This is a genomic window from Sphaerimonospora thailandensis, from assembly GCF_016863115.1.
Classification (GTDB): Bacteria; Actinomycetota; Actinomycetes; order Streptosporangiales; family Streptosporangiaceae; genus Sphaerimonospora; species Sphaerimonospora cavernae.
Map to the genome: position 1 here is coordinate 1 of NZ_BOOG01000035.1, position 26321 is coordinate 26321.

General features: G+C 70.0%; 27 protein-coding genes. 12 read left to right on the top strand and 15 right to left on the bottom strand.

Going from position 1 to position 26321, the window contains the following annotated elements:
- The first annotated feature begins 265 nt into the window (after positions 1-265).
- Complete coding sequence (locus Mth01_RS18365; protein ID WP_204017114.1) at positions 266-1423, top strand: glycosyltransferase family 4 protein; 1158 nt, start codon at positions 266-268, stop codon at positions 1421-1423.
- On the opposite strand, the gene Mth01_RS18370 is transcribed toward Mth01_RS18365, so the two are convergent.
- On the bottom strand, positions 1399-2568 hold the full coding sequence (locus Mth01_RS18370) for a glycosyltransferase (protein WP_204017115.1): 1170 nt from the start codon (positions 2566-2568) through the stop codon (positions 1399-1401). The genes Mth01_RS18365 and Mth01_RS18370 overlap by 25 nt on opposite strands.
- Before the next feature lie 381 nt (positions 2569-2949).
- Between Mth01_RS18370 and Mth01_RS18375 the strand changes: the two genes are divergently transcribed.
- The 5 genes from Mth01_RS18375 (at position 2950) to Mth01_RS18395 (ending at position 8546) form a co-directional block, all read left to right on the top strand.
- The gene (locus Mth01_RS18375; RefSeq protein ID WP_204017116.1) at positions 2950-4131 is read left to right on the top strand and encodes a glycosyltransferase; all 1182 of its coding nucleotides are present in this window, start codon (positions 2950-2952) and stop codon (positions 4129-4131) included.
- Positions 4128-5069 (top strand): NAD-dependent epimerase/dehydratase family protein, encoded by a 942-nt coding sequence (locus Mth01_RS18380; protein WP_204017117.1) that lies wholly within the window; start codon positions 4128-4130, stop codon positions 5067-5069. Before Mth01_RS18375 ends, Mth01_RS18380 begins: the two co-directional genes overlap by 4 nt.
- Positions 5070-5143: 74 nt before the next feature.
- Entirely contained in the window at positions 5144-6133 is a 990-nt protein-coding gene (locus Mth01_RS18385; RefSeq protein WP_239089790.1) for an NAD-dependent epimerase/dehydratase family protein, read from the top strand.
- The gene (locus Mth01_RS18390) at positions 6130-7158 is read left to right on the top strand and encodes a glycosyltransferase family 4 protein (RefSeq protein ID WP_204017119.1); all 1029 of its coding nucleotides are present in this window, start codon (positions 6130-6132) and stop codon (positions 7156-7158) included. Before Mth01_RS18385 ends, Mth01_RS18390 begins: the two co-directional genes overlap by 4 nt.
- A 5-nt stretch (positions 7159-7163) precedes the next feature.
- The gene (locus tag Mth01_RS18395) at positions 7164-8546 is read left to right on the top strand and encodes a polysaccharide biosynthesis tyrosine autokinase (RefSeq protein ID WP_204017120.1); all 1383 of its coding nucleotides are present in this window, start codon (positions 7164-7166) and stop codon (positions 8544-8546) included.
- Here the strand turns inward: Mth01_RS18395 and Mth01_RS18400 are convergent.
- The 4 genes from Mth01_RS18400 to Mth01_RS18415 all read right to left on the bottom strand — a co-directional run bounded on the left by Mth01_RS18400 (position 8524) and on the right by Mth01_RS18415 (position 13219).
- A complete protein-coding gene (locus Mth01_RS18400; protein ID WP_204017121.1) occupies positions 8524-9096 on the bottom strand; it encodes an arsenate reductase/protein-tyrosine-phosphatase family protein in 573 nt (190 codons plus the stop codon). The two genes, Mth01_RS18395 and Mth01_RS18400, sit on opposite strands and share 23 nt — an antisense overlap.
- Before the next feature lie 59 nt (positions 9097-9155).
- Positions 9156-10934 carry a DUF4012 domain-containing protein gene (locus Mth01_RS18405; RefSeq protein WP_204017122.1) on the bottom strand — a complete coding sequence of 593 codons (1779 nt, stop codon included), beginning with the start codon at positions 10932-10934 and terminating at the stop codon, positions 9156-9158.
- A complete protein-coding gene (locus Mth01_RS18410; protein ID WP_204017123.1) occupies positions 10924-11697 on the bottom strand; it encodes a hypothetical protein in 774 nt (257 codons plus the stop codon). Before Mth01_RS18410 ends, Mth01_RS18405 begins: the two co-directional genes overlap by 11 nt.
- Before the next feature lie 409 nt (positions 11698-12106).
- Positions 12107-13219 carry a hypothetical protein gene (locus tag Mth01_RS18415; RefSeq protein ID WP_204017124.1) on the bottom strand — a complete coding sequence of 371 codons (1113 nt, stop codon included), beginning with the start codon at positions 13217-13219 and terminating at the stop codon, positions 12107-12109.
- A gap of 306 nt (positions 13220-13525) precedes the next feature.
- Here Mth01_RS18415 and Mth01_RS18420 point away from each other — a divergent pair, with 306 nt between their 5' ends.
- Positions 13526-14158, top strand: a complete 633-nt coding sequence (locus tag Mth01_RS18420; protein WP_204017125.1) for a class E sortase — start codon at positions 13526-13528, stop codon at positions 14156-14158.
- 10 nt (positions 14159-14168) lie between these two features.
- A complete protein-coding gene (locus Mth01_RS18425) occupies positions 14169-14315 on the top strand; it encodes a hypothetical protein (RefSeq protein WP_204017126.1) in 147 nt (48 codons plus the stop codon).
- A gap of 37 nt (positions 14316-14352) precedes the next feature.
- On the opposite strand, the gene Mth01_RS18430 is transcribed toward Mth01_RS18425, so the two are convergent.
- Entirely contained in the window at positions 14353-15573 is a 1221-nt protein-coding gene (locus tag Mth01_RS18430; protein ID WP_204017127.1) for an ABC transporter ATP-binding protein, read from the bottom strand.
- A gap of 115 nt (positions 15574-15688) precedes the next feature.
- Between Mth01_RS18430 and Mth01_RS18435 the strand changes: the two genes are divergently transcribed.
- A complete protein-coding gene (locus Mth01_RS18435; RefSeq protein WP_239089791.1) occupies positions 15689-16693 on the top strand; it encodes a LacI family DNA-binding transcriptional regulator in 1005 nt (334 codons plus the stop codon).
- On the opposite strand, the gene Mth01_RS30155 is transcribed toward Mth01_RS18435, so the two are convergent.
- Complete coding sequence (locus Mth01_RS30155) at positions 16680-16802, bottom strand: hypothetical protein (RefSeq protein ID WP_275408978.1); 123 nt, start codon at positions 16800-16802, stop codon at positions 16680-16682. The genes Mth01_RS18435 and Mth01_RS30155 overlap by 14 nt on opposite strands.
- A gap of 267 nt (positions 16803-17069) precedes the next feature.
- Here Mth01_RS30155 and Mth01_RS30290 point away from each other — a divergent pair, with 267 nt between their 5' ends.
- Positions 17070-17570, top strand: coding sequence for an aggregation-promoting factor C-terminal-like domain-containing protein (locus Mth01_RS30290; RefSeq protein WP_204017128.1), 501 nt, complete (start codon positions 17070-17072; stop codon positions 17568-17570).
- 40 nt (positions 17571-17610) lie between these two features.
- Here Mth01_RS30290 and Mth01_RS18445 read toward each other — a convergent pair whose 3' ends face one another.
- Positions 17611-18246 (bottom strand): TetR/AcrR family transcriptional regulator C-terminal domain-containing protein, encoded by a 636-nt coding sequence (locus tag Mth01_RS18445; RefSeq protein ID WP_204017129.1) that lies wholly within the window; start codon positions 18244-18246, stop codon positions 17611-17613.
- Between the two features lie 87 nt (positions 18247-18333).
- Between Mth01_RS18445 and Mth01_RS18450 the strand changes: the two genes are divergently transcribed.
- Positions 18334-19449, top strand: a complete 1116-nt coding sequence (locus tag Mth01_RS18450; protein WP_204017130.1) for a ferritin-like domain-containing protein — start codon at positions 18334-18336, stop codon at positions 19447-19449.
- Positions 19450-19466: 17 nt separating this feature from the next.
- Here the strand turns inward: Mth01_RS18450 and Mth01_RS18455 are convergent, their stop codons facing one another.
- The 3 genes from Mth01_RS18455 to Mth01_RS18465 are packed head-to-tail and all read right to left on the bottom strand — an operon-like array spanning position 19467 to position 21158.
- On the bottom strand, positions 19467-19787 hold the full coding sequence (locus tag Mth01_RS18455; RefSeq protein ID WP_204017131.1) for a DUF202 domain-containing protein: 321 nt from the start codon (positions 19785-19787) through the stop codon (positions 19467-19469).
- A 7-nt stretch (positions 19788-19794) separates the two neighbouring features.
- Positions 19795-20130, bottom strand: coding sequence for a YidH family protein (locus Mth01_RS18460; RefSeq protein WP_204017132.1), 336 nt, complete (start codon positions 20128-20130; stop codon positions 19795-19797).
- Between the two features lie 53 nt (positions 20131-20183).
- Positions 20184-21158, bottom strand: a complete 975-nt coding sequence (locus Mth01_RS18465) for a hypothetical protein (RefSeq protein ID WP_204017133.1) — start codon at positions 21156-21158, stop codon at positions 20184-20186.
- Positions 21159-21307: 149 nt separating this feature from the next.
- On the opposite strand from Mth01_RS18465, the gene Mth01_RS18470 reads away from it, so the two are divergent.
- A complete protein-coding gene (locus tag Mth01_RS18470; protein ID WP_204017134.1) occupies positions 21308-23374 on the top strand; it encodes an ATP-dependent DNA helicase in 2067 nt (688 codons plus the stop codon).
- 49 nt (positions 23375-23423) lie between these two features.
- Here Mth01_RS18470 and Mth01_RS18475 read toward each other — a convergent pair whose 3' ends face one another.
- Genes Mth01_RS18475 through Mth01_RS18490 form a run of 4 tightly spaced genes read right to left on the bottom strand, consistent with a single transcriptional unit; the run spans position 23424 to position 26307 of the window.
- Entirely contained in the window at positions 23424-24200 is a 777-nt protein-coding gene (locus tag Mth01_RS18475; protein WP_204017135.1) for an SGNH/GDSL hydrolase family protein, read from the bottom strand.
- A 33-nt stretch (positions 24201-24233) separates the two neighbouring features.
- Positions 24234-24668: a type II 3-dehydroquinate dehydratase gene (gene aroQ / locus Mth01_RS18480; RefSeq protein WP_204017136.1), complete on the bottom strand. Its 435-nt coding sequence runs from the start codon at positions 24666-24668 to the stop codon at positions 24234-24236.
- Positions 24665-25741, bottom strand: a complete 1077-nt coding sequence (gene aroB, locus Mth01_RS18485; protein WP_204017137.1) for a 3-dehydroquinate synthase — start codon at positions 25739-25741, stop codon at positions 24665-24667. Before aroB ends, aroQ begins: the two co-directional genes overlap by 4 nt.
- Positions 25738-26307 (bottom strand): shikimate kinase, encoded by a 570-nt coding sequence (locus tag Mth01_RS18490; protein ID WP_204017138.1) that lies wholly within the window; start codon positions 26305-26307, stop codon positions 25738-25740. Before Mth01_RS18490 ends, aroB begins: the two co-directional genes overlap by 4 nt.
- Between the last annotated feature and the right edge of the window lie 14 nt (positions 26308-26321).

Below are 26321 nucleotides of genomic sequence, written 5' to 3' on the forward strand. Positions count from 1 at the left end.
ACCCGCGGCCGGCATCGTATGGCGCCGTATGGCGCCGTATGGCGCCGTATGGCGCCGTTTTCCGCGCAGCGGAGACCCGTCGGGAACACCATGAGAATATCTCCGGAAAGTCGCCGGAAGGAGGCCCCCGGCTCGTCGCGTCCCGGCACCGATCAAAAGCCCGGCAAGAAAACGATCGGGCGGATGCGCCCGAGCCCGTCCGGGCCGATCGGATAGCCAGGCTTGCTCCCATGGCGACATCTGACATGCGTTCCAGGGGGTCGACATGAGAATTCTGCACATCGGACATCGCCTGCCGCCGGAGCCGGGCGGCAAGGAACGTTACATCGAGCGCCTCGTCCATGAGCAACTCCGCCGCGGGCACGGGGTCGTCCTCGCGCATCGGCGGGGCAACGCGCCACACGGGACGGAGCTCCTGCCGCTCACCCGCACCGCCATGAGCCGGGCCGTGTCGCTGAAGTCCGATGAGATCGCGTTCGCCATGGAGTGTGCGAAGGCCCTCCGCCGGGTCCGCGGCATCGACATCATCCACGCGCACGGCGATCACCGCGAGACGCTTCACCTCGGTCCGGCCGCGCGGCGGCTGGGAATCCCGCTCGTGGTCCATGTCCACGGCGCGCTGAACACCCGCCACCGGCGGGTCATGCCGTGGGCCTTCCGCGATGTCGCCGGGTTCATCGTGTCGGGTACGAGACCCGCAGCGAACCTGCTCGCGGCCGGGGTCCCCGACCGGCTCATCCGCTCGCTGCCGGCCGGCGTGGACCTCTCCCGTCTCACCGCGATCCGGGACAGCGAACAGGTCGAGCGCGGGCTGATCGTCAGTGTGGGGTCGCTGCTGCCGGTGAAGAACCATCCGCTGACCATCGCGGCGTTCCACGAGATCCAGGCCGCGCATCCGCACGCGCGCCTGGTCATCGCCGGGAGCGGCCCGGAACGGGCCCGGCTCGAACGCCTGGCCGGCCCGGCCGTCCGCTTCACCGGGCAGATCCCGCCGGACGAGGTCTACCGCCTGGTCAGCCGGGCCGAGGTCTTCGTTCATTCCTCCCATCTGCTGCCCACCATCGGCGAGGGGATCCCCACCGCACCGCTCGAGGCGCTGGCGCTCGGCGCCGCGGTCGTCGTCTCCTCCGAGGCGTCACTCGAACCCGCGGTCATCGACGGGGCCGCCTACCGTGTGTTCCGCTCGGGATCGGTCGCGGATCTGGCCAGGCACCTGCGCGCGCTGCTCGGCGACGACGCGGCGCGGCGACGGATGGTCGCGCGCGGTGTCCGCGCGGCGTCCGATCTCGACTGGCCCCTCGTGGCCGGGCGCATCGAGGAGTGGTACGAGCGGCTGATGCGTACGAGGGGAACCGAGATCTCGATGCCCTCGTACGCCGACGCCCTCACACCCGGGCTTCACGCCCGTACCAGGTCCTCGTAGAGCTCTTCGAACCATTCCGCGGTCGTGGCCATGTCAAGGCTGTCGGGATCGCTCTGGGCGGCGCCGGCCCGCAGCTCACGATGGGTCCGCGGGTCCATCGCCTGAATCACGGCGCCGGCGAGGGCGCCGGGCGAGCCGGGGTCGGTGAGAATCCCGTTCCGCCCCGAGGTGATCAGATCGGGCAGCCCCCCGACCCTGGTGGAGACGACGGGCACCCCCGCCGCGAGCGCCTCCATGACCACGACGGGCAGCCCCTCGTGGTGGGAGCTGAGAACGAGGAGGTCGGCCGCCGCGACCAGCCTCCTCGCTCCGGGCACCGGCCCTAGGACGCGCACCTGCCCGCCGAGGCGCCGCCGCTTCACCTCGCGAGCGGTCTCGTCCCGCAGCGGTCCGTCACCCGCGAGCAGGAAGACGGCGTCCGGACGGGTCCGTATCACCTCGGCGGCCGCCTGAAGGAGCATGCGGTGATTCTTCTCGGGCCGGAAGTTGGCGACGGTGACGCACAGGAAGGCGGTCTCGGGCACGTCGAACTCACGCCGCACGTCGGCCGCCCGGGCGGCCCACCGCCGCTGCTCCCCCACGTCGACGCCGTGTACCCGGGTCAGCACGCGGCGGGAACCGATGACGGCGCGAGACCGCGCCACAGTCGGTGACACGGCTACGGTGCGGTCGTCCAGCCCCCGAGTGAGCCGGTCGAGATACATCGTCTTCGGCCATCGCACGCCGTGAACCGTCGAAACGAGAACGGGCCGGCGCCTGGTGAGGCGGACGAACGGGCGGAGCGCGATGGCGGGCGCCGGAGAATGCACATTCAGCACATGAGGCGCCATCCGGCGGACCGTGGCGACAAGCCTCGCGTAGACCAGCGCCCGCGGGCACGAGCTGAGGTCGATGACCGTGACCCCGGCCGCGCGCAACCGCTCGATGAGCTCACCGGTCGACGCCCGCAGACAGATCACCGTATAGTCCACCGCGCTGTTCACGATCCGTCTCCGGGCCGCCAGAAGTCGCTCGACGAGCAGCACTTCGGCCCCTCCGGTGTCGAGGGTCTTCACGACCTCGCACACCCTGACACCGCTCATGGCGGGCCCGGCCAGTGCCACCACATCAGCGCGATCGCAGCCGAAATTGGAATGACGGTCCATGCGTTCCACCTACCGATTCTTTGTCTGCGCCATTCGGAACCACGGGTTTGAAGTGCCTGGTGGTCACCGTGCGTCGGCTCGGCGAGCGTGCCGGAGGATATGTAAAAGGAAATCATCATGAGAGGCACAGGCAAGCGGAACACGCTCCCCTTGGCATCTCCTTTCCAGCGAACTCGGACCGCTCGTCCACACTCGGGCCAACAGCGGGTCACACCGTCGTGACCAGCTGCTTTGTTCTACTCGCCCAAGCCGGCATCCGCTCGATCAGCTACGGGTAGCGAATCTGGAAACTCTTCTCCGTGACGGTGAGCGCACCAATGCGGAAATCCTCCGGCGAGTTAGCTTCTCCGGCGTGAGTCATGCCTATCAGCGAGGAGCCCTATGAAGCCGGACAGCCGGATTCGGGTCATGGAAATCATCGCCCGGATGAACGTCGGCGGCCCCGCCATGCAGGTTTTGGGGCTGTCGGAGGGCATGAACTCCGAGGAGTTCGACCACCGGCTCTACACCGGCCACGTCGACGACGGCGAAGGCGACCATCTGCGCCTGCGCGACGCGTCGGTCCGGGTGCATCGGGTGGCAGGCCTCGGCAGGTCGGTCAGCCCGGCGGACGACGTTCGGGCCCTTTTCCGACTGGTCGGCGCCATGCGGAGGTTCCGGCCGCACATCGTGCACACCCGTACGGCCAAGGCCGGAGCGCTCGGCCGTACGGCGGCCCGCCTGTCGGGAGTGGGGGCGGCGCGGATCCACGTGTTCCACGGCCACCTGCTGCACGGATACTTCTCCCCCGCCAAACTGCGCCTTTACATAAGCGTGGAACGGGTGCTCGCGTCGATGTCGGACCGGCTGGTGACCGTCGGCGCGCAGGTCCGCGACGAACTGCTGGCCGCCGGCATCGGCCGGCCCGAGCAGTACGTCGTCATCCCGCCCGGCGTACGGCTCGGCCCGGTGCCCGGTAGAGATGCGGCCCGCGCCGATCTGGGACTCCCCCGCGACGCGCCGGTCGTCGCCTACGTCGGACGGCTCACCCGGATCAAGCGGCCCGACCGCTTCCTCGACGTGGCCCGCGCGGTGCTCCATCGAGTGCCCTCCTGCCGGTTCATCGTCTGCGGTGACGGCGAGCTGAGGCAGGAGCTGGAGCGCGGCCTCGAGCCTGTCCGGGGCTCCTTCGACCTGCTCGGGTGGAGAAGGGACGTCGAAACGGTCTATGCCGCCGCCGACGTGGTGCTGCTGACCGCGGACAACGAGGGCACGCCGTTGACGCTCGTGGAGGCGGGCATGGCCGCAACGCCCGTCGTCTCCACCCGGGTCGGCAGCGTCGCCGAGGTCGTGCGCGACGGACACACCGGCCTGCTCGCCGCTCCCGACGCCGCCGAGCTCGCGGAGCACGTCGTGCGGCTGCTCTCGGACGCCGGCCTGTCACGCCGGATGGGCGAGGCGGCCCGTGACTGGACGATGCGCGCGTTCGGCGTCGAACGCCTCGTCTCGGACACCGAACACCTTTACCGATCACTTCGCGGCGCCTCCCGGCACCGTCCTACTCTTGAGAGCAGCAACATATGAGGATCCTTGTGACGGGGGGCGCCGGTTTCATCGGCGCGAACCTCTGCCGCGCGCTCATCACCCGGCCCGAGATCGAGGCCGTCACGGTGCTCGACGACCTCAGCACCGGGGAACGACGCAACATCGACGACATCGGCGTGGAGCTGGTAACCGGGAGCATCCTGGACCGGGAGCTGCTCGCGGACCTCGTCTCGGCGGCGACGACGGTCGTGCATCTCGCCGCGCGGCCCTCGGTGCCGAGGTCGCTGGCGGACCCGCTGGCGTCGCACACGGTCAACGCGACGGGCACGCTCCACGTCATGGAGGCGTGCCGGGCGACCGGGCCGCACGTGATCCTCGCCTCCTCGTCCTCCGTCTACGGCAACTGTGCCGAGCCGTACAAGCACGAGGACCTGCCCACCCGTCCGCTCAGCCCGTACGCCGCGAGCAAGGTCGCCGCCGAGGCGTACGCCCTGGCGTACGCGGAGAGCTTCGGCCTGCGTGTGCTCCCGTTCCGCTTCTTCAACGTGTACGGCCCCATGCAGCCGGCCGGACACGCGTACGCGGCGGTCATCCCGGCGTTCGTGTCCGCCGCGCTCAGCGGCGAACCGGTGCCGATCCACGGCGACGGCACCCAGTCGCGTGACTTCACCTACATCGGGACGGTGGCCGAGGTGCTCACCGACGCGGTGGTCCGCCAGGTCACGAGCGGCACCTCGGTGAACCTCGCCTACGGGACGCGGGTCTCGCTGCTGTCCCTGAAGGACGCCCTAGCCGCGGTGTTCGGCCGTCCTGTGGAGGCCGCGTTCCTGCCGCCGCGCCCGGGCGACATAGGCGCGTCGCAGGCGTCGCCTCGGCTGCTTGCCAAGCTGTTCCCCGGCGTGCGTCCGGTGCCGCTGGATGAGGGCCTCTCCCGGACCGTGGAGTGGTTCGAGAAGAACACGGGCACTCCTGCCTGATCGCGTCCCCTCCCGACACATCCGTTTCCCGAGCCGTCATTCAACCTCAGCGCACCATGTCACGGGAGAATTCGGTGACCAACTCACCAAGGCGCACATACCTGATTACCGGGGGGAGCGGCTTCGTCGGCTCCCATCTGAGCGACGCGCTGCTCACACGCGGCGACTCAGTCGTGGTTCTCGACAATCTGTCGACGGGCCGGCGAGCCAACCTCGCCCCACACCCCAACCTGCGTTTCGTCCAGGGATCGGTGCTGGACGAGCTGGTGGTCGACGAGCTCGTCCACCAGTGCGACGCCGTCGTCCACCTCGCCGCCGCCGTCGGGGTGAAGCTGATCGTGGAGCAGCCGCTGCGCTCCTTCACGACGAACATCCGCGGCTCGGAGATCGTGATCGAGGCGGCCCACCGCTATCGCCGCAAGATCCTCGTCGCGAGCACGAGCGAGATCTACGGGAAGAATTCCGGCGGGCCGCTCACCGAGACGTCCGACCGCGTTCTGGGCAGCCCCGGCGTCGTCCGGTGGGCGTACAGCACGGCCAAGGCCGTCGACGAGATCCTGGCCAACGCCTACCACCGGGAGCGCGGCCTGCCCGCGATCATCGTCAGGTTGTTCAACACCGTCGGACCTCGCCAGAGCCCGGCCTACGGCATGGTCATTCCGCGGCTCGTCAGGCAGGCGATCATCGGTCTTCCGCTCACGGTTTTCGGTGACGGCACCCAGACCCGCTGCTTCGCCCACGTGCTCGACGTCGTGGACGCCCTGGTCCGGCTGCTCGACCATGACGGCGCGGTCGGCCAGACCTTCAACGTCGGCCGCGGCGACGAGGTGAGCATCCTGGAGCTCGCCAAACTGATCGTCGAGCTGGCCGGAAGCATCTCCGGGGTCGACCTCATTCCGTATGCCGAGGCCTACGGCGCGGGCTTCGAGGACATGGAGCGCAGAGTCCCCGACACCACGAAGCTTCGCGAGCTCACCGGGTGGGCGCCACGCCGCACACTCGATGACATCCTGGTGGAGACCATCGCCGAGGCCCGTGCGGAACTGGCGGCCTCCCGGCGATGAACGGCTCGGCTCTCCTCACCGCGGCGGTCAGCGGGTTTCTCCTCGCCGCCGCGGCAACCCATATGCTCCGCCGGGTCGCTCTGCGCTGGGAGTTCACAGATCGCCCCGGGGGCCACAAATCACACGAGCGGCCCACTCCGTACCTGGGTGGCGTGGCCATCGCACTCGGCACCATCGTTCCCCCGGTCGCGCTTGTCGGCCTGCCCGATGAGCGAGTCGCCGGGATCATCGTCGGGGCCCTGGTCCTGGCCCTGCTCGGTCTGATCGACGATCTGCGGTCGCTCCGCCCGCTCACCCGGCTGACCGTCGAAACGCTGGCCGCCGTGGGCGTGGTGCTGACCGGGGTCCGGGCCACGGTGACCGGCACGTGGCTGGACGTCCCGATCACGGTGCTGTGGATCGTCGTCATCACCAACTCCTTCAACCTTCTGGACAACATGGATGGCGCTCTCGCCGCCGTCACCGTTGTCAGCGCCGCGATCCTCGCGGCGGCCGCCTTCGTGTCCGCCCGACCTGTGGCCGGGCTGATCCTGGTGACGCTGCCGCTGTCCGTCCTGGGATTCCTGCCGTACAACTGGGTCCCGGCGAAGATCTTCATGGGGGACGCGGGCTCGCTGTTCATCGGATTCGTCCTCGCCTGTTCGGCCGCCCTGCTGATCACCGGTCGGGACACCGGCACCGCGATCGCCGGCCTGCTCCTGCCGACCTTCGTCGCGACCGTCGACACGGGAGTCGTGGTGCTGTCACGGAGGAGGGCGGGACTGCCGATCATGCAGGGCGGGACCGACCACCTGTCCCATCGCCTGTGCCGGCTCGGTCTCAGCAGGAGTCTCGCGGCTCTCGCACTCGCCGCCCTCGCCGCCACGACCGGCATGCTGCACCTGGTGATGACGCTGCGCTGGATCTCGTCGCTCACCGCCTCGCTCATCGGTCTGGGATCCGCCTGCATTCTTATCGGCCTGCCTCAGCGGGTGCGCGTCTATCCGTCGGTTCAGCCGCGGAAAACTCCTACAGGAAAGCGGTAAGGAACATGGAAGCGCTCTATTACATACGACTCGTACGCAGAAACTGGCTGTTCCTCCTGCTCTCGCTGCTCATCGGAGTGGGGGTCGCGGTCGTCGTGACCGTGAACACCCCGCCCAAGTACCCCGCGACGATCTCCATGCTGGTCTCGGGGGATGAAAAGGAGGGCGGCGTGGCCGCCGCCCTCCAGGCCGGCGCACTGTCCCAGCAGCGGGTGCGGTCCTACGCCACCCTGCTGACCAGTCGCCGGGTCATCGGCCAGATCGCGGCCGGCCGGGACGTTCCCGAGCTCCAGGCGAACATCACCGCTGAAGTCATCCCCGACACCGCTCTGCTGCGCGCCACCGTCACCGACACCGACCCGGCGCGGGCGGCCCAGCGGGCCAACGCCCTGGGGGCGGCGTTCACCAAGCTGATCGACCAGATCGAGCGGCCCTCCCCCGGAAGCCGTCCGACGGTCCGGGTCACCGTGGTCGATCGGGCGGAGATCCCACGCGCACCGGTCTCTCCCAAGCCGTCGGTCAACGTGGCGCTCGGCGTGCTGCTCGCACTGTTCGTCGGCATCGGCGCGCTCACGCTGCGCGATCGTCTGGACACCTCCGTCAAGACCTCGGACGAGCTGCGGCAGGTTGCCAAGATCCCGGTCCTCGGGGTGATCGGGTACGAGCGGGACGCGCGGCGTCACCCGTTGATCCTCCGCGGCGACGGCCGATCGTCGCGATCGGAGTCCTTCCGGTCCCTGCGGACGAACCTGCAGTTCATCGGAGTCGACAGCCAGCCCAAGTCCCTCGTCGTGACCAGCTGCCTGCCGAACGAGGGTAAGTCCTCCACCTCCACCAACCTGGCGATCACTCTGGCGCAGGCGGGCTGGCGCGTGATCCTGGTCGACGCCGATCTCCGCCGCTCTCGCATCGCCGACTACCTGGGCATCGAGGGCGCCGTAGGCCTCACCGACGTCCTCATCGAGAAAGCACACCTCCATGAGGCCGTCCAGGCGTGGGGCCGGCCGGGCCTGTCGGTACTGCCGAGCGGCCAGGTCCCACCGAACCCCAGCGAACTGCTCGGGTCGAAGGGGATGCGTGCGGTGCTCGCTCGGCTCACCCAGGACTATGACATGGTGATCCTCGACGCGCCGCCGCTGCTGCCCGTCACCGACGCGGCGGCACTCGGCGCGGTATGCGACGGCGCGCTGTTGGTCGTGCGGTACGGCAAGACGCGACGCGAGCAGGTGACGCGAGCCGTCGAACTCCTGTCGTCGGTCAACGCCCGGCTCGTCGGTGCCGTACTGAATTTCACGCCGGTCAAACAGGACGGCTACTACGGATACGGCTACGACCCGGAGCCGGAGCGGGAGACGTCGGAGGTGTTCAGGACGCCGGCGGGTGTTTGAGCAGCCGGAGCGGCGCGGCGAGCGACTCGGCGATCCGTCGCGCCGCGTCCCGGAAATCCCTGCGGGAGCCGCCGTAGGGGTCGGCGATGTCGGGATGGTCCACCCGGACCAGCCCGCGTAGCGCTCTCGCCTCCGTGACCAGAGTGTGAGCCCGCCGTTCCGGCTCGCGATGGCGCGCGATGTTCTCAGCGGGTACGGCCCGAGCCAGCGCGCCGAACTCGGCGATCGTGAATGCGCGCGCCGCCGCGAGGGGATGCAGCGCCACCGCCTCGGCACGGTGCTCGGACGAGGCGGCGAGCACGAGGTCAGCGGTGACCACCAGCTCGGCGGTGAGCGGGCACGAGACGAAGCCCTCCGCCTCCCCGCCGAGCCGGGCCAGCTCCCGCCGCGCCCGCTCGGCCATCGGGCGTCCCGGCACGGCCCGGGTCCCCGCGCTGCTCACGGTGAGCGGGGAGCCCGGCCCGAGCATCGACCGGGTCAGCCGCTCCGCCAGCGCCGACCGGCAGATGTTGCCGGTGCACACGAACAGGATGTGAAAGCCGCCGTTCATGGGCGCGACCGTAGGCCGTCCTCGGCGTGCCGCCGCCCGCGGCACGCCGTTCTTTACGGTCAAGGGGCGCAGTTCTGGCCTTCCTGCCGGATCACGGTCTGCTGAGGCCGGACGAGCGGTTGCACCGGAACGACCGGCGGCGCCGCCGAGTAGGGCTCGATCAGGTCGAACTCGAGCGTCCTCGCCTGACGGGGAGCGAACTCCAGCACGGCCGAGTAGACGGGATGCGACCGCTCCGTCTCCGCGTAGAAACCGACGGGCCGGCCGTCGAGGCGGGCCGCGGTCGCCCTGGCGCCGATTCCCGCGTAGAGCGACACCCACAGCCGGTTGGAGCCGGGCGGGTGCGAACGTCCCGGGGAGTCGAGCCGATCGGTGACGTAGGTGGGCAGACTTCCCCGCGGCACATCGTTGGCGAGCCGGATCCGTACCGTGCTGGCGCGCAGCCCGTCACCGCGGCAGGGCCCCTGCGTGTAGGTCAGAGAGCGCTTGAGGTAGTAGTCCAGCTTAGTGCCGCCCGAGTTGTTGATCACCAATCCGGCGAACGGCCCCGGCCGCTCCGGCAGCACACCGCCGAGCGGGGTGGCCGCGAGACGCCGCTCCTCGGCGTCCCTGCGACTCCAGATCTGGATCCTCCGCTCGTCCACCATCCGCGACAGGACCGGCAGCAACCGGGTCGGTTCAGCGAAGGCGTCCGATCTGACCAGCGCCTCGCTGACCGCGGCGGCGACCTTGATGAGGAACCTCTTGCGCTCCGCCGGATCCGGATATCGGCTGTACGTCGTGCGCTCGGTGAGATCGACGACGTTGCCGGCCGTCACCCTCTCGCCCCCGGGCAGCCTGACCGGCCCGATCAGCCCCAGCAGATAGGAGAGGCCGACCGGGTCGGTGGCGATGGCGCCGTCCAGGGACCGGCCGGTCTTCCGCTGCCACAGTCCGGTCCAGGTGGCCGCGGCGTACGGGAAATGCGGCGACAGGTTGGAGACGGAGAGCATGGCGGTCGCGCCCCGGCCGTAGCGTGAGCGGAAGTCCGGCCCGAAGTCGGTGACAGAGGTGGAACTGAGAGCGAGTCCGTTGTTGGCCGAGAGCCGCTCGATGCCGAGCCTGCCGTGATCGGCCGTCAGGATGCCGAACGCGCCGACCAGGCCCCCGGTGCCGCGCGCCTCGGCGTTGGTCTGGAATGCCAGGAAGTATCGGCGCGGGCCGTCGCGCCCGAGCATCGGGGGGATCAGCGAGGCGGCGTCCGCGCCCGTACGCACCCAGCCGCGCAGCCGATCCACCTCACGCAGCATCGTGTCGCGTGCCTGGTCCAGGGCCGCCACTCCGGTCCGCGCCGGCGTCCCCGCCACCAGCGACCGCACCGCGGCCAGTCGTGTGACGGCACGGTCGAGGACCGGCGCCGCCGCGTCGAGGCCGGCCAGGACCGGCCGCAGATCACCGACAGATGCGGGTCCCGCCCCCACCTCGATGAGCGGCGCGCCGGCGCGTTCGATGTCGGCCAGCATGTCGGTGACCTGCGCGACGGCTTCGGCCAGCCCGCGGGTGGTCGTGGCGCCGTCCCCCACGACCGGAGCGTGGGTGAACAGCCGCCATTCGGGGCGGTCGGTGAGCCTGCGCGCCTCGGCCGCGTGTCGCCGGGCGTCCGCGAGCGTTCCGGCCGCGGTCGTCACCGCGGTTCGCGGGTCGGCCGAACGGAGCCGGAGCAGATCGGCCCTGGTCGCCTCCAGATGGTCTCGCACGCTCAACACGAGGTGCGCCGACCAGCCCCCGGCCAGCACGAGGCCGAGGGCCAGCGACGGCAGGCCGATGACGACGGCCCGACGACTTCTCCTACCGAGCACCGGAAGACCGGCGGCGCCGTACGGAGATCAGCATGCAACCGATGGCGGCGGCGAGCAGGCCGAGCCCGGCCGCGGCGATCCCGGCCGGTGCACCGGTGAACGGCAACTGGCCCGCACCGCTCGATGCCATGGCACCTCCCGGACCGACGTTCTGCGGGGGCATGACGCCCATCGGCATCGCCTCCGGACCGACGGCCTCTTCAGGAGCCGCCTCCCCGGAAGCGGCCTCATCAGCTGCCTCTTCCTCCTCCGACTCGTCGGAATCGTCAGACTCCTCCGGCTCGGCCGCCTCGGGAGCGGTCTCCTCCCATGGTCCGGCGGCTACTCCCGGGGCGGTTTCGTCCCATGGTCCGGCGGCTGGTCCGGCGGCTGGTCCGGCGGCCGCCCCCGGGGCGTTCTCCATGCCCGGCTGAACGGCGGGTCCCACGGGAGCGGCCTGGTTCTGCGCCGCGGGCCCGACGATGGGCGTAACCTGATGCGTCGTCCCGTTTGGCGTCCCGTTTTCGCCCGTTCCTGGGCCCATGCCGTTCCCCGGCCACATGTTGGGCATATATTGCCCAAAGCCGCCCTGGGGGTACCAGCCCGGATATCCCCCATAGCCGGGATAGCCCACGTTGCCCGGGTTGCCCTGGACGGCCGGGGCCGCCTGGTTGGCCGGCACCACCTCGTCGACCAGGACCGGGTTGGTCTGCGCCTGCTCGACCTGCACAGGTTCGGACTGGAGTTGGGTAGCCGGCGTGACGACTTGCTGGGCCGGGGGCACGAATGCCGCGATAGGCGCGGCGGGGAGGGGCGGATAAGGATTCGTATCCCCCCGAACCACGACACTGGACGGCGACAGACCGGTCGCGGCCGCCGCCACCCCTCCCGTCGCCAGGGTAAGTCCGCCCGCGGCCGTCACCGCCAGCAGAATGGGTATCGTATTATTTCTCGCCACTTGGACCCCCGATAACCGTCGTTCAGGTCATAGCGCAGTTCGCCCGAAATGCTGGCGACTTGTTCGCCACTCGACAGTTATATGTGTCCGGTGAATGAGCGTCCCGCCCCGCCACACGATGCTTACCGAGAGATCGGTGACCGTTCCCGGTTCATTGACGAACCGCACCCGGCCGCACCCGCCCCGGCTTCCGGCCGACCTTAGACCGGGGGTTCGGCGATATGTGGGACCTGACCTACTTCGCACCGGCCGAACGGCGGCGCCGTACGGAGACCAGGGCGGCGCCGGCGCCCGCGGCGAGCAGGCCTGCCCCCGCCAGGGCGATCCCCGCCGGTGCGCCCGTGAACGGCAACCCTCCGGGGATGTGGCCGGACGGCACGCCGTCCCGCAGCACGGGGATGTGCGGCGGTGCGATGTCCCGCGGCGTCTTCCCGGCAGGCGTGAAGCCCCCCTGCGGGGTGGCCGTCTCCCCCGGCGGGTTCACCACCGGCCCGGAGGCGTCCCTGGGGTCCGGCCGTCCCCCCGGCTGGGCCGGCCCCCCGGGTGCGTTCCCCTTTCCCGTCTGTCCGGGTCGTCCGGACCGTTCGGGCTGCCCGGGCCGTCCGGGCCGTCCGGGGCCGTTCCTGTCACCGGTGCCCACCCCTGGCACGACGACGGACAACGCCACAGCGGGATCTTCCGGTGCCGTTCCCCTGCCCGGCCTCCTCGGGCAAGGGACGGGGACCGGTTGCCCGCAGCCGCCCCGGAGCGACGCCCCGTCTTCCTCGCGCGCCCCGCCGTACTCAGGGACCTCCTCGTCCTCGCGCGCCCAGCCGTACTCAGGGACCTCCTCGTCCTCGCCCACGCCGTCGTCCGCGGGCGCTCGGGTGTTCGCATCGCCCGGGCCTACCTGCCCGGCCTCGTCTGCCGGGCCGGCAGGAGCCTCCTCGCTGACCCCGCTGGTCGCGGTGGCCCTCCTGTCACCGCACGGGGTGGCCCGCTGGTTACACGCGGCCCGATCGCCGGCGTCGTTCCGGCAGTGGTGGGCGTGGCCGCCCTCGTCTGCCTCCCCGCATCGGGGCTTGTCGAGGCAGACGTGGTCGGCCCGCTTCAGCCGGTTGCCTCGGCAGCCGGGACTTACCGGCCAGACGCGTTCGATGTGGCTCGGACCGCAGACGGCCGGCCCGTGCCGAGGAATGAAGATCGCCAGCGATGCGGCGAGGACCGGCGGGGTGAGACTCGCGTTCTCCCGCGCTGTGGCCTTGGGCGGCGGGCAGGGCGCCGCGACCGCGACCGCGCTGGTGCCCAGCGCGAGGCCGCCCGCGGCCGTCAGCGCCAGAAGAATTGGTCCCGCATGCTTCCGTGTCACCTGGACTCCCATTAACTGTTGTTCAGGTCTGTACGGCATTCGCCCCGATCAGGTGCCGTATTCGCCAGCCAACAGTTATATTCGGCGGGGCCGGGACCCGTTCCCTCATCTACCTATTGCTTACCGAATCATCGGCCACCGTTCCCGGTTCGTTGACGTTCGGCCCGCGTTTCGTCCGTCTCGGCTCTCTCAAGGAATGCAGCCGACCTCGGCGGTGCCAAAGAATTCCCCGATCTCCGGCGAACGGCCGCCGCCTCCTGTCGAACGAGGCGATACTCGACCTGTGCTCACCGACCTGACTTCACCATGAGGGCTCTGCGCGCCATCGGCGAGCTCGGCATCTCCATGGGACTGGTGCTGCTGCTGTTCTATGCGTACCTGCTCTGGGGCACCGACTCATACACCGAGGGGCAGCAGCACACGCTGCAGCGGCAGCTCGACCATATGTTCAGCCACGAGACCACCGGGAAGAAGAGCGGCCACGCCCTGGGCAGGATCAGGCTCGGCCACGCCCTCGCGCTGCTCCGCATCCCACGGCTCGGCGCCGATTACAAGTACGCCGTAGTCGAGGGCGTGGGAGCGGATGAGCTGCGCAAGGGGCCCGGCCATTACCCCGGTACGGCAATGCCCGGCCAGATAGGAAATTTCGTGATATCCGGACATAGGACCACATATGCGGCACCGTTCAACCGGATCGACGAGCTACGACGCGGCGACGACATCGTGGTGGACGTGGCGGACGCGCGCTATACCTACCGGGTCGACCACAAGGAGATCGTGGACCCGACCGATCTGGCCGTCGTCGACCCCGTGCCCGGACACCCCGCGCTGCGACCGTCGAAGGCGATGATCACGATGACCACCTGCCACCCGAAGTATTCGGCACAGCAACGCCTGATCGTGTACGGAGTGCTCGCCACCCGCGAGGAGCGGTCATAAGGGGATGGACATGTACGGATTGATCTGGCGACGGCTGCCCGGCGGCACCGCGGCACGGGTCGTCGTGTCCCTGCTGCTGATCGGCGCCGTGGCGGCGCTGCTCTGGTACGTCGTGTTCCCCTGGCTGACGCCGCTGCTGCCCCTCGACGCGATCTGATCGGCCCGGCCCCTTTGGAAGGGGCCGGGAACTGCGATCAACGACTGATGTTGGCCTCGTGGCCGATGGACAGGCCGGAGTCGACGTCGAAGAAGTGCAGGTTGTGCGTGTCGACGACCAACTCGACCTCCTGGCCGGGGCGGACGTGGCTGCGGGCGTTGACACGCGCGGTCCACAGGGACTTGTTGCCGCCCAGCGGCAGCGAGGTCTCCTCCTCGTCGCCATCGTGCTGAGCGGCCATCGCGTCCTTGTGCTCGACCGGCGGAGCGTCGATCGTGAACAGCACGTTGATCTCGGAGCCCAGCTCCTCGGTGACGTTGGCGCGGACCGGGACGCGCACCCAGCCGCCGATGCTGCCGTGGGCCGCACGGGAGTCCTCGAAGTCCGACGGACGGATGCCGAGGATGATCTTCTTGCCGAGGTAGCGGTCGAGGCCCGGCTTCTCCGCGAACGTCGAGTCGGGGACGGGCAGCCGGTAGCCGGCGAAGACGACCGCCGCGCCGCCGTTGTCGCGGATCAGATCGGCGTAGGTGACGTTCATTGCCGGGGAGCCCATGAAGCCGGCGACGAACAGGTTGACCGGGTTGTCGAACAGGTTCTGCGGGGTGTCGACCTGCTGCAGCACGCCGTCGCGCAGCACGCAGACGCGGTCGCCGAGCGTCATGGCCTCGACCTGGTCGTGGGTGACGTAGACCGTGGTGACACCGAGGTTCTCGTGCAGTTGGTTGAGCGAGGCGCGCATGGAGACACGGAGCTTGGCGTCCAGGTTGGACAGCGGCTCGTCCATGAGGAAGGCCTGCGGCTCGCGGACGATGGCGCGGCCCATGGCGACGCGCTGGCGCTGACCACCGGACAGCGCGGCCGGCTTGCGCTTGAGGTACTGCTCCAGACCGAGCATCCGGGCGGCCTCGCCGACCCGCTTCTGGATCTCCGGCTTGGACATCTTGCGCAGCTTGAGACCGAAGGCGAGGTTCTCCTCGACCGTCATGTGCGGGTAGAGCGCGTAGTTCTGGAAGACCATCGCGATGTCCCGGTCCTTCGGCGGCAGGTGGTTGACCACCCGGTCACCGATCAGGATCTCACCGCCGCTGATGTCCTCCAGCCCGGCGATCATACGCAGCGCGGTGGACTTGCCACACCCGGAGGGGCCGACCAGCACCATGAACTCGCCGTCCCTGATCTCGAGGTCGAGGCCGTTCACGGCCTTCACCCCGCCCGCGTAGATCTTGTCGACCTTGTTCAGAACGATCGATGCCATACCGGCCCCCTGAATACAGAAGATGTGGATACGTTTTCACAACTGTCCCGTGAAACCCCGTCCAGTGTCAATATTTCGATTGATTCGGCCATGAAACTATGATGGAATCGTTTCCATGAACGGTCCAATGCAGCGCCGTACGACGATCAAGGACGTGGCGGAGGCGGCGGGTGTCGGGGTGGCGACGGTGTCTCGCGTCCTGTCGGGCGGCTCGGCGAGCGCGCAGACGCGGGAGCGTGTGCTGGCCGCCGCCGCGCGGCTCGACTACCACCCCAGCGCGCTCGGACGCAATCTGCGCCGGCAGCGGACCGGCGGCATCGGCCTGCTGATCCCGGACATCACCGATGCCTTCTACGCCAAGCTCACCGACGGCGTGCTCTCATGCGCCCGTTCGTACGGCGAGCCGGTAACGGTGGGCGTCACCGGCGACGACCCCGAGCGGGAGGCCGAACTGATCGGCGCGCTGATCGAGCAGAGCATGGACCGGGTGATCGCCGTCCCCTCCCGCGACGGGGAGACGGCCGGGGAAACCTGGGCGCCGGCACTGCGGGCCGGGCTGAACGTCGTCTTCGCCGACCGCCGGGTCCGGGCCGACGTGCCCAGCGTGGTCGCCGACGACGCGGCGGGCGTGCTGACGGCGATGGAGTACCTCATCGGCCTGGGCCACAGGAAGATCGCGTTTCTGGCGCGGCACGGGCAGTCGCGGCGAGTGGCCGCCTTCACCGACGCCCTGACCTCGCTCGGCGTCCCGGCCGATCGGGGACTCGTCGTGCACGCGCGAGCCAGCCGAGACTCGGCGTACGCGGCGGTCGCCGGGCTGCTGCAGAACCGGCCCGACGTCACCGCGCTCCTGGCCGGGGGAAACGTGCTCGGCGAGGCGGCCGTGCTGGCCGCGCGCGAGCTCGACGTGCGGATACCGAAGGACGTGTCGCTGATCATGTTCGACGACGTGCCGTGGGCGGAGCTGTGCTCCCCCCCGCTGACCGTGGTCGCCCGGCCGGCGCAGGACCTCGGCTACCGCGCGGCCGAACTCGCGCTGCGGCAGGGGCGCCGCCCCCGCACGGTCGCCCTGCCCACCGAACTGGTCGTACGGGCCAGCTGCGGACCTAGGTCGCGATGACCTTCTCGACCGCCTCGACGATCTCCGGAGCCTCCGGCTCGACACGCGGGCGGAACCGCGCGACGACCTCGCCGTCCAGTGTGTTCACAGGGATCTCGAGGATGCTCATGCCGTGACTCTAACCGCGCCCCGCACGAGAGTCGGCGAAGGGGGCTGGATCGGCAAAGAATCACCCAGCACGGACCGGCGTCGGGGGCCTACGGCCGCATGCGCGTATTTCAATCCCGCTGAGGACCCGTCGCGGCGCCCACCGGGAAACCGGATCCGGTGCAGGCCGAGCGGACGGCCGCGCTCACTCATGGGCGCGGTACGGCACGGCGGGCACGGTGTCTGCCGCCGCCCGCCCTCCGCACGCGACCCGACGACAAGGACCGATTTGGACAGCTACAGAAGCGCGCGACATGCCGCGGCCACCGCCGTTATCGCCTTCGCCGTCACCGGCTTCGCCAACTGCCCGCCGGCATGGGCCCGGGAAGGGGTCCCCCCGGGGACCCATCCGCCCTCGGCCACTCACCTGGGAGTGTGGCGGACCCAGGCCAAGGCGGACACCCGGAAGGCCCGCCGGGCTGACACCAAGGAGCGCAGCAAGGCCTTCGCCTTCCGGCTCGTGACCCGGCGCTCCTGGTCAGGCGACCAGTTCCAGTGCCTGGACAGCCTCTGGACCAGGGAGAGCAACTGGGACCATCGAGCTCACAACGCGGGCTCGGGCGCTTACGGGATCCCCCAGGCGCTGCCCGGCAGAAAGATGCGCTCGGCCGCGAGCGACTGGCGGATCAATCCGCGGACCCAGATCAAATGGGGGCTGAGTTATATCGAAGCCCGGTACGGCTCGCCGTGCGGCGCCTGGGGCCACTTCCGGTCCCACAACTGGTATTGACGGCCCCTTCTCGACTCCCCGGGGGCGGCCGACACCACCGCTATCCCTCGTGCCCGGCGGCCTGCTCCGCCCGTACGGCCATCGTCTGGACGAGCAACTCCAGGCCGAAGTCGAACTCCTCCTCGTGGTCGCAGGCCATCAGATCCGGCGCGAACGCGCTCACCATGGGGAACAGCGCCGGGTCCACCTCCGCCACCGCGATGTCGGGCCGCACCGGCGCGAACGTCGGGGTCACCCCCACCTCCCGGAGCAGGGAGCCGACGATGTAGGCGATGAACACCCGCAGCATCTGGACCGCCTCCCTGCCGTCGAAACCGGCGTCACGCAGGGTGGCCAGGGCGCGTTCGACCGGCAGCAGCCCGGCCGTCGACCTGAGCTGCCGGCTCACCACGACCATGGTGCAGCGTGGAAAGTGGTGGGCGATCTGCCGGAACGCCCTGGCCTGCATGCGGACCCGCTGCGTCCAGTGCGCCGCCGGGTCGTCGGTGAACTCGATCTGCGACAGCACGGTCTCGGCCACCGCGTCGAGCAGCGCCGACTTGTTCGGGACGTGGTTGTACAGGGACATCACCCCGACACCCAGCTCCGCGGCGATCCGGCGCATGGACACCGCGTCGGCGCCCTCGCGCTCGATGACGGCGATGGCGGCGGCGACGATCCTGTCCCGGCTGAGCATGACCAGATCCTCCCGCACCGTTGACGTACGTACAGCGTACGTGACACGCTCACAAGTACACGTACGGTGTACGTCAAGGAGGCTCCCGTGTCGACCCACGAGCTCTACACCATCCCCGCCGAGCTCTCCACCTGGGACGTGGAGATGGCCGGCGCCGCCCGCTTCACCTGGGAGTACGACGAGGGTCGCGATCGCATGCTCGCCCTCTACCAGAAGGGCAAGGACAAGCAGTGGGACTCGGTCAAACGGATTGACTGGGACCTCGAGGTCGATCCGTACGACATCCTCGGCATTCCCGACCAGACGATCGCGATCTACGGCACCCCGCTGTGGGAGCGGATGGACGAAAAGCAGCGCCGGGAGGTGCGCAGACACGGCGCGGTCTGGCAGTTCTCCCAGTTCCTGCACGGCGAGCAGGGGGCGATGATCTGCTCGGCCCGGATCGTCGAGTCGGTACCCGATCTGGACTCCAAGTTCTACGCCGCCACTCAGACGATGGACGAGGCGCGGCACGCCGAGACCTATGCCCGGTTCCTGCAGGAGAAGGTCGGGCTCGCCTACCCGATCAACAAGCATCTGAAGGCACTGCTGGACAGCACGCTCAGCGACTCCCGGTGGGACATGCCCTACCTCGGCATGCAGGTGCTGATCGAGGGGCTGGCGCTGGCCGCCTTCGGCGTGATGCGCGACATCACCACCAAGCCGCTGCCCAAGCAGATTCTGGCGTACGTGATGCAGGACGAGGCCCGGCATGTCGCCTTCGGCCGGATGGCCCTGCGCGACTATTACCGCAGCCTGTCGGAGGCCGAGCTGCGCGAGCGTGAGGACTTCGTCATCGAGGGCTGCCACCTCATGCGGGACCGCCTGCGCGGCCAGGAGACGTGGGAGAACCTCGGCCTGTCCAAGCAGGAGGTCTCCGAGGCCATGCGGTACGTCGACCAGTCCGAATATCTGCGACTGTTCCGGTCGCTGCTGTTCAGCCGCATCGTGCCGTGCGTGAAGGACATCGGACTGTGGAGCCCCCGCCTGCAGCAGGCCTACGCCGACATGGGCGTGCTGGAGATGGCCGGGCAGAGCCTCGACGCGCTGATGAAACAGGACGAGGACATCGCCGACAAGCTGGACGCGGAGCGCTTCGCCGTCGAGGAGGCCGAACGCCACGCGGAGGTCGCCGAGACCATCGACGCGGCCCAGGGAAACTAGGTCGTGATCGGTACGGCTCAGGCCGCCGCGGCGATCACCACGGCCAGTGCGCCGGCGACCACGGCCAGCGTGCCCAGCCAGGCCAGCCGGGCATCCGCGGTGACGTCGAGGGGGTGACCCTCGCGCATCGCCCGCTCCACCCGCCGGAACCGGACTCCCGTGCGGACCAGCAGCACCGCGCCGCTGAGCGCGGCCAGCGCGAAGGGCGCCACGATCCAGGCAGGGGCCTCGTGGCGCAGCGCCACCCCCGCCGAACCCAGCGCACCGGCGGCCAGCAGCGCCGCCGTGCGGACCCAGGCCAGCCGGGTGCGCTCACTCTGCAGGCCCTTGTCCGCCACGGTCGAGTCACCTGTTCACGAGGACGAACACGAGCGCCAGCACCGCCACGGCCGCCACGCCGTACCCCAGGAGGGGGGCGAGCGCGGGCGGCGGGAGCGGCTCGTCCCGGCGCAGCGCCACCTGGATTCGCCGCCACCGCGGATAGGCGGAGCCGGCCGCCACGGCGGCCAGCAGCACCAGCACGACGGCCAGCGGCGTGCGCACCCACGATCCGAAGACGTCCGCCGGCGCCACCGCCAGGCCGATGCCCCCCGCGCTCAGAGCGAGCGAGGTGCTGAGCCAGGTGAGAAACGTGCGTTCGTTGGCCAGCGTGAACCGCGGATCGGGTTCGTTCCCTTCCATGGCAATCAGGCTAGTTCCGCTGTATTTCCCCTGGATTTACCGGGGTTAGGACGTCAGCGTCCCCAATCGTCCTCGTGTCGCCGGCCGAGTTGCTGATCGTCCGGGCGCAGGCGCTCGCCGGTGACGTACATCGGATCCGGGACGTACGGCCGGGCCACGCCGAGACCGAGGGGATCATCGGGGTCCACGTCGGGCTCGGGCGAGGGGGCGGCGACCAGGCGATCCGGAGCGGAGGCCCCGCGGGCGACGAGCACGTCGTTGGAGACGGGTGGGGGAATCGGCGGCCGGGCGTACTGTCCTGTGCCCGGGTAGTCGGGATAGTCCTGGTACGGAGCCTGGTCCTGCTGATAGGGCGTGTTGTCCTGGTAACCCTGCTCCTGGTAACCCTGGTCCCGGTAGGCGACCTGCTCCTGGTACCCCTGATCCTGGTAAGTCTGATCTTGGTAGCCCTGATCCTGGTAACCCTGGTCCCGGTAGGCGACCTGTTCCCGGTAGCCCTGATCCTGGTACGCCGCCTGGCTCTGATAGGCGGTTTGATCGTGGTAGGCGGCGGTCTGATCCTGGTACGTCCCGTGATCCTGATAACTCTGGTCTCGGTAGGCGCCCTGATCCTGGTAGCCCTGATCCTGAAAACCCTGATCCGGAAAACCCTCGTGCGGCGGCGCGTATCCCTCTGGGCCCGCAGGGGCCGGTCCGTCCGGGATCTGGGCGTTCGGGATCTGGACGTCCGGGTTTTGGGGGCCCGGGATTTGGGCCTCCGGGTTTTGGGGGCCCGGGAACGGTCCGGTCGCCGGATCATCGGCGCCCTCGTCGTCGTGGCCGTCGACCTCGGCGAGCCCCTCGTCGAGGGTGTCGATCAGACGGTCCACTTCGGCCATCGGCATCCGGAAACTCGCGGTGCACATCTCGCCTCGCCACAGGCTCAGCACCAGCGTGCCTTCATGCCAGGTGACCCGGAGCACGCGGTCCTGACCTCGGGCGTCGAAGAACACCTCACCGAACGATGGCAGCGGGACAACTTCTGACATGGCAGACATAGTGCCTTTACCTGGCCTTATCCGTCCACTCGACCTCTGTAGATCACCACTGATCTCGAAAGCGTGCGGATTCAGTGTGCCATGCCGATCGGCGTCGAGTTTCTGGAACGTCAGGATGTGCCCAAGCGGTCACGCAACGAATGTCGGTGGCAGCGGGTACGGTTCTTCCCGTGCCCAAAGACCTGCCGCCCGTCGAAGAGTTGCTCACCGTCGCTGTGAAGGCGCTCGGGGGGGCCGAGCGTCCCGGACAGGTCAAGATGGCCCAGGCCGTTCAGCAGGCGGTGGAGGACGGCGAGCACCTCGCGGTGCAGGCCGGCACCGGCACCGGCAAGTCGCTGGCCTACCTGGTGCCCGCGATCCGGCACTCCGCCGAGACGGGCGATGCGGTCGTGGTCTCGACCGCGACGATCGCTCTGCAGCGCCAGTTGGTGGACCGCGACCTGCCCAGGCTCGCCGACGCGCTGGAGGGCCACCTGCCGCACCGGCCGGAGTTCGCCATTCTCAAGGGCCGCCGCAACTACCTGTGCCGGTACAAGATGGGCGCCGACATCCCGGACGACGAGGAGGAGCAGCTCTTCGACCCGCGCGAGGTCAGCGCGACCGGTCGGATGGTGCAGCGCATCCTGGACTGGGCGAACGAGACCGAGACCGGCGACCGTGACGAACTGGTGCCCGGGGTGAGCGACCAGGCGTGGCGGCAGTTCTCGGTGAGCGCCAGGGAGTGTCTGGGCGCGGCGCGCTGCCCCAGCGGCGCCGAGTGCTTCGCCGAGTTGGCACGCGAGCGCGCGGGAGAGGCCGATGTCGTGGTGACCAACCACGCGCTGCTGGCCATCGACGCCATGGAGGAGTTCGCGGTCCTGCCCGACCACGATGTGGTGGTGGTGGACGAGGCGCACGAGCTCGTCGACCGGGTGACCTCGGTCGTCACCGGTGAGCTGTCGGAGAACAGCGTGGCCCTGGCCGCCCGCCGGGTGGGCAGGCTGATCGAACAGGGGTTGGCCGACCGCCTTCAGGAGGCGGGCGAGGACCTGCGCGCCCTGCTCGCCGTGGCCCCGCCCGGTCGGATCGACGACCTGCCCCGGTCGCTGGGCGCGACACTCGCGCTGGTGCGCGACGCGGCGTCCGCCTGCCGTACGGCCCTGGGTCCGCGAGGTAAGGAGGACCAGGACGCGGCGGCACGCAAGGCCGCCTTCAGCATGCTCGACGAGATCCACGACACCGCGCAGCGGATGCTCGACGCGTTCGGTCCGCCGCCGGAGGGCGGCTCGACGAGTGATTCCGGCGGCGGTTCCGACGGTGACTCCGGGGGGAGCGTGTCGGAGATCGACCGGGCCGAGGTCGTCTGGCTCGATCCTGCGCACGAGCACGGGCGTGGCCGCGTCCCGCCGACCCTGCGCGTGGCGCCGCTGTCGGTCGGCGGCATGCTGCGCGACAAGCTCTTCGGCGAGCGGACGGTCGTTCTGACGAGTGCGACGCTTGCGCTCGGCGGCACGTTCGACGGGCTGGCCCGCCAGTGGGGCCTCGGCGCCGACGACTGGACCGGCCTCGACGTCGGCTCACCGTTCGATCACCCGCGCCGGGGCATCCTCTACGTCGCCACGCACCTCCCGCAGCCGGGCCGCGACGGGCTCCCGGAGGCGTACCTGACCGAGATCATCGAACTGATCGAGGCGGCAGGAGGTCGGACGCTCGGGCTGTTCTCCTCCATGCGGGCGGCCAAGGCCGCCACCGAGGCCCTGCGCGAGCGGCTGGAGGTGCCGTTGCTGTGCCAGGGCGACGACTCGACATCACAGCTCGTCAAACAGTTCGCGGCCGACCCGGCGACCTGCCTGTTCGGCACGCTCTCGCTGTGGCAGGGCGTCGACGTGCCGGGGCCGTCGCTCTCCCTCGTCGTCATCGACCGGGTCCCTTTCCCCCGGCCCGACGACCCACTCACCTCCGCCCGGCAACGGCACGTCGCCGCGAAGGGGGGCAACGGCTTCATGACCGTCGCGGCCACCCACGCCGCGCTGCTCCTGGCCCAGGGGACAGGCCGGCTGCTTCGCTCGATGGACGACCGGGGGGTCGTCGCCGTACTCGATCCGAGGCTGGCGACCGCGCGATACAGCGGGTTCCTGCTGAGCTCGCTCCCGCCGTTCTGGCGCACCACCGACCCGGCCAAGGTCCGCGACGCCCTGGTTCGGCTCAGCGCCGCCGCAGGGGCGTGACCGGGTCGCCGATGGAGATCGTGCCGGTGCCGCAGGACCAGATGCAAGATCACGCGGAGGGTGGGGGGAGGGGGGTGAGATCGGGGCGCTTGGGGTCGAGGCCGTCGCCGGAGGACCTGCCGCGAAGCCGGCGGCCGATCCACGGGCTGAGGTGCTCCCTGAGCCAGCGCGCGTCCTCCCGGCGCCTGGCCCGGGGGTCCGCCCACTCGCGCGGCGGCCACGTCTTGCGCCAGTCGTCGTCGATCGGCACGCCCAGAACGTCGAGCACCTTCGCCGCGACCAGGCGGTGGCCCTCGGCGTTCATGTGCAGCCGGTCCTCGCTCCACGCCCGCCAGTCCCGCAGGCCCTGCATCGACCACTGGTCGATCAGGCGGCAGCCGTACAGGTCCGAGATCGAGCGGACGTGCAGGTAGAAGACGGCGAACTTGCCGCGCACCCGGCGCATGATCGGTATGTCGCGCGGGTCGACGCCGGTGAACAGCACCACCTCGGCGCCGGTGGCACGCAGGTCGCGTACGGCGGCCGCCAACTTCTTGGCCATCCGGTCGGGGTCGCTGCCCGGCCGGAGCAGATCGTTGCCGCCCGCGCACAGGCTGACCAGATCCGGCCTCAGCTCGACGGCCCTGGGCACCTGATCCTCGATGATCTGGTCGATCAGCTTGCCGCGCACCGCCAGATTCGCGTACCGGAAGCCGGGCTCGAGCTGAGCCAACCGCTCGGCCACCCGGTCGGCCCAGCCTCGAAATCCCGTCGTCCCGGCGGGATCGGGGTCGTTCAGCCCCTCGGTGAAGCTGTCGCCGACCGCCACGTACGACCTGTAACCCATCGATCCCGCCCTGAACGTCTTTTTGCCGTTACGTTACTCCTCAGTATCCGCGATCGCGCGCAGCGCGAGCTCATAGGAGCGCATGCCGAAACCGGCGATCGTGCCGGTCGCCACCGCCGCCACCACCGAGGTGTGGCGGAACTCCTCCCGGGCGTTCGGGTTGGAGATGTGCACCTCGACCAGCGGCGCCGTACGCTGCGCGATCGCGTCACGCAGGGCATAGGAGTAGTGCGTGAACGCGGCCGGATTGAGCACGACGGGCGTGCGGCTGTCGGCCGCCTCGTGGATCCACGACACCATCTCGGCCTCGTCGTCGGTCTGCCGCACCTCCACAGAAAGACCCAGCTCGCGGCCGGTCTCCCGGCACAGGGCCGCCAGATCCTCGAAGGTCTGCGCGCCGTACACGTCGGGCTCCCGGCTGCCGAGCCGGCCCAGGTTGGGGCCGTTCAGCACGAGCACCTGCCTCACCGTGCCACCTCCCCGTAGGCGGCCTCCAGCAGTTCCTCGGCCGGGTCCTCCAGGCGGGAGACCTGGGCGATCCCGTCGAGCACGATGAACCGCAGCTTCGCGCCGCGTGCCTTCTTGTCCACTCGCATGTGATCACGCAGGTGCGGCCACGCGTCCCGCCGGTACGACGTGGGCAGCCCGACGGACTCCAGGATCGAGCGGGTGCGGTCGACCACGTCCTGGCCGATCCTGCCGTCCAGCCGGGACAGTTCGGCGGCGTAGACGAGGCCGATGGCGACGGCCTCACCGTGCCTGATGCGGTAGTCCTCCACCCGTTCGATGGCATGGGCCAGCGTGTGCCCGTAGTTGAGGATCTCCCGCAGGCCGCTCTCACGCAGGTCGGCGCCGACGACGTCGGCCTTGACCTGGATCTTCCGTTCGATGAGCTCCCGGGTGTGCTCGCCCTCCGGGGTGCAGGCGCCGGCCGGGTCGGCCTCGACCAGCGTGAGGATCGCCGGATCGGCGATGAACCCGCCCTTGATGATCTCGGCGAGACCGGCGACGTAGTCCTGGCGCGGCACGCTCACCAGCGTGGCCAGATCGCACAGCACGCCCACCGGCGGGTGGAAGGAGCCGACGAGGTTCTTGCCCTCGGGCGTGTTGATGCCGGTCTTGCCGCCGACCGCGGCGTCCACCATGGCCAGCAGCGTGGTCGGGACCTGCACCACCCGCACGCCGCGCAGCCAGGTCGCGGCCACGAACCCGGCGAGGTCGGTGGTCGCTCCCCCACCGACGCCGACGACCGCGTCGGACCTGGTCACGCCGTACCGCCCGAGCGCGGACCACAGCCCGGCGGCGACCTCGGCGCTCTTGGCCGCCTCGCCGTCCGGCACCGGCAGCGGGACCACCTCATACCCTGCCGCCTCGATCGCGCCGCAGACCGGGCGAGCGATCTCCGGCAGCCCGGCCGGGTGGATCACCGCCACGGTCCGCACCCCGTCGCCCAGCAGGCCGGGCAGCTCGCCCAGCACGCCGGCGCCGACCACGACGTCGTAGGGGTTGTCGCCCCGCACGGTGATCCGCGTCGTGCTCACTGCTCCCCCGTTTCGCCGGCGGTCTTCTCGGAGCCCGTCTCGGCGTGCTTGCCGGCGCTCTCCTCAGAGGCGATCTCGGCCGCGATCTGCGCGGCCACGTCCTCGGGGTCGCGTTCGTCGGTGGCGACCGTGATCGCGGCGAGGCTCTCGTAGATCGGGCGGCGCTCCTCCATCAGCTTCCTGAGCCGGCTGCGCGGGTTGAGCACCAGCAGCGGCCTGGCGGAGGCGAGGCCCACCCGCCTGACCGCCTGATCGAGGCCCACCCGCAGGTAGACGACACGGCGGCCGGCGAGCAGCTCCTGGGTCGGCTCATGCAGGATCGCCCCGCCGCCCAGCGACAGCACGCCCTGATGGCCGTGCACGGCCTCCCGTACGGCTGCCGCCTCCAACTCACGGAACCGGGCCTCGCCGTCCTCGACGAAGATGTCGCTCACCGACTTGCCCGCGACGGCCTCGACATCGCTGTCGGTGTCGCGGAACGGCACACCGAGGCGGTCGGCGAGAAGCCGCCCGACCGTGGATTTCCCCGAGCCCGGCGGGCCGATGAGAACCACGAGTGAATTCATGATCAGGACCTTAT

What these genes read in the sequence shown, in the direction of transcription:
- Mth01_RS18365 (WP_204017114.1), top strand. Translation starts at nt 266, where the DNA reads ATGAGAATTCTGCACATCGGACATCGCCTGCCGCCGGAGCCGGGCGGC.
- Mth01_RS18370 (WP_204017115.1), bottom strand. Translation starts at nt 2,568, where the DNA reads ATGGACCGTCATTCCAATTTCGGCTGCGATCGCGCTGATGTGGTGGCA.
- Mth01_RS18375 (WP_204017116.1), top strand. Translation starts at nt 2,950, where the DNA reads ATGAAGCCGGACAGCCGGATTCGGGTCATGGAAATCATCGCCCGGATG.
- Mth01_RS18380 (WP_204017117.1), top strand. Translation starts at nt 4,128, where the DNA reads ATGAGGATCCTTGTGACGGGGGGCGCCGGTTTCATCGGCGCGAACCTC.
- Mth01_RS18390 (WP_204017119.1), top strand. Translation starts at nt 6,130, where the DNA reads ATGAACGGCTCGGCTCTCCTCACCGCGGCGGTCAGCGGGTTTCTCCTC.
- Mth01_RS18395 (WP_204017120.1), top strand. Translation starts at nt 7,164, where the DNA reads ATGGAAGCGCTCTATTACATACGACTCGTACGCAGAAACTGGCTGTTC.
- Mth01_RS18400 (WP_204017121.1), bottom strand. Translation starts at nt 9,096, where the DNA reads ATGAACGGCGGCTTTCACATCCTGTTCGTGTGCACCGGCAACATCTGC.
- Mth01_RS18420 (WP_204017125.1), top strand. Translation starts at nt 13,526, where the DNA reads ATGAGGGCTCTGCGCGCCATCGGCGAGCTCGGCATCTCCATGGGACTG.
- Mth01_RS18425 (WP_204017126.1), top strand. Translation starts at nt 14,169, where the DNA reads ATGTACGGATTGATCTGGCGACGGCTGCCCGGCGGCACCGCGGCACGG.
- Mth01_RS18430 (WP_204017127.1), bottom strand. Translation starts at nt 15,573, where the DNA reads ATGGCATCGATCGTTCTGAACAAGGTCGACAAGATCTACGCGGGCGGG.
- Mth01_RS18435 (WP_239089791.1), top strand. Translation starts at nt 15,689, where the DNA reads ATGAACGGTCCAATGCAGCGCCGTACGACGATCAAGGACGTGGCGGAG.
- Mth01_RS30155 (WP_275408978.1), bottom strand. Translation starts at nt 16,802, where the DNA reads ATGAGCATCCTCGAGATCCCTGTGAACACACTGGACGGCGAGGTCGTC.
- Mth01_RS18445 (WP_204017129.1), bottom strand. Translation starts at nt 18,246, where the DNA reads ATGCTCAGCCGGGACAGGATCGTCGCCGCCGCCATCGCCGTCATCGAG.
- Mth01_RS18460 (WP_204017132.1), bottom strand. Translation starts at nt 20,130, where the DNA reads ATGGAAGGGAACGAACCCGATCCGCGGTTCACGCTGGCCAACGAACGC.
- Mth01_RS18465 (WP_204017133.1), bottom strand. Translation starts at nt 21,158, where the DNA reads ATGTCAGAAGTTGTCCCGCTGCCATCGTTCGGTGAGGTGTTCTTCGAC.
- Mth01_RS18470 (WP_204017134.1), top strand. Translation starts at nt 21,308, where the DNA reads ATGTCGGTGGCAGCGGGTACGGTTCTTCCCGTGCCCAAAGACCTGCCG.
- Mth01_RS18475 (WP_204017135.1), bottom strand. Translation starts at nt 24,200, where the DNA reads ATGGGTTACAGGTCGTACGTGGCGGTCGGCGACAGCTTCACCGAGGGG.
- Mth01_RS18490 (WP_204017138.1), bottom strand. Translation starts at nt 26,307, where the DNA reads ATGAATTCACTCGTGGTTCTCATCGGCCCGCCGGGCTCGGGGAAATCC.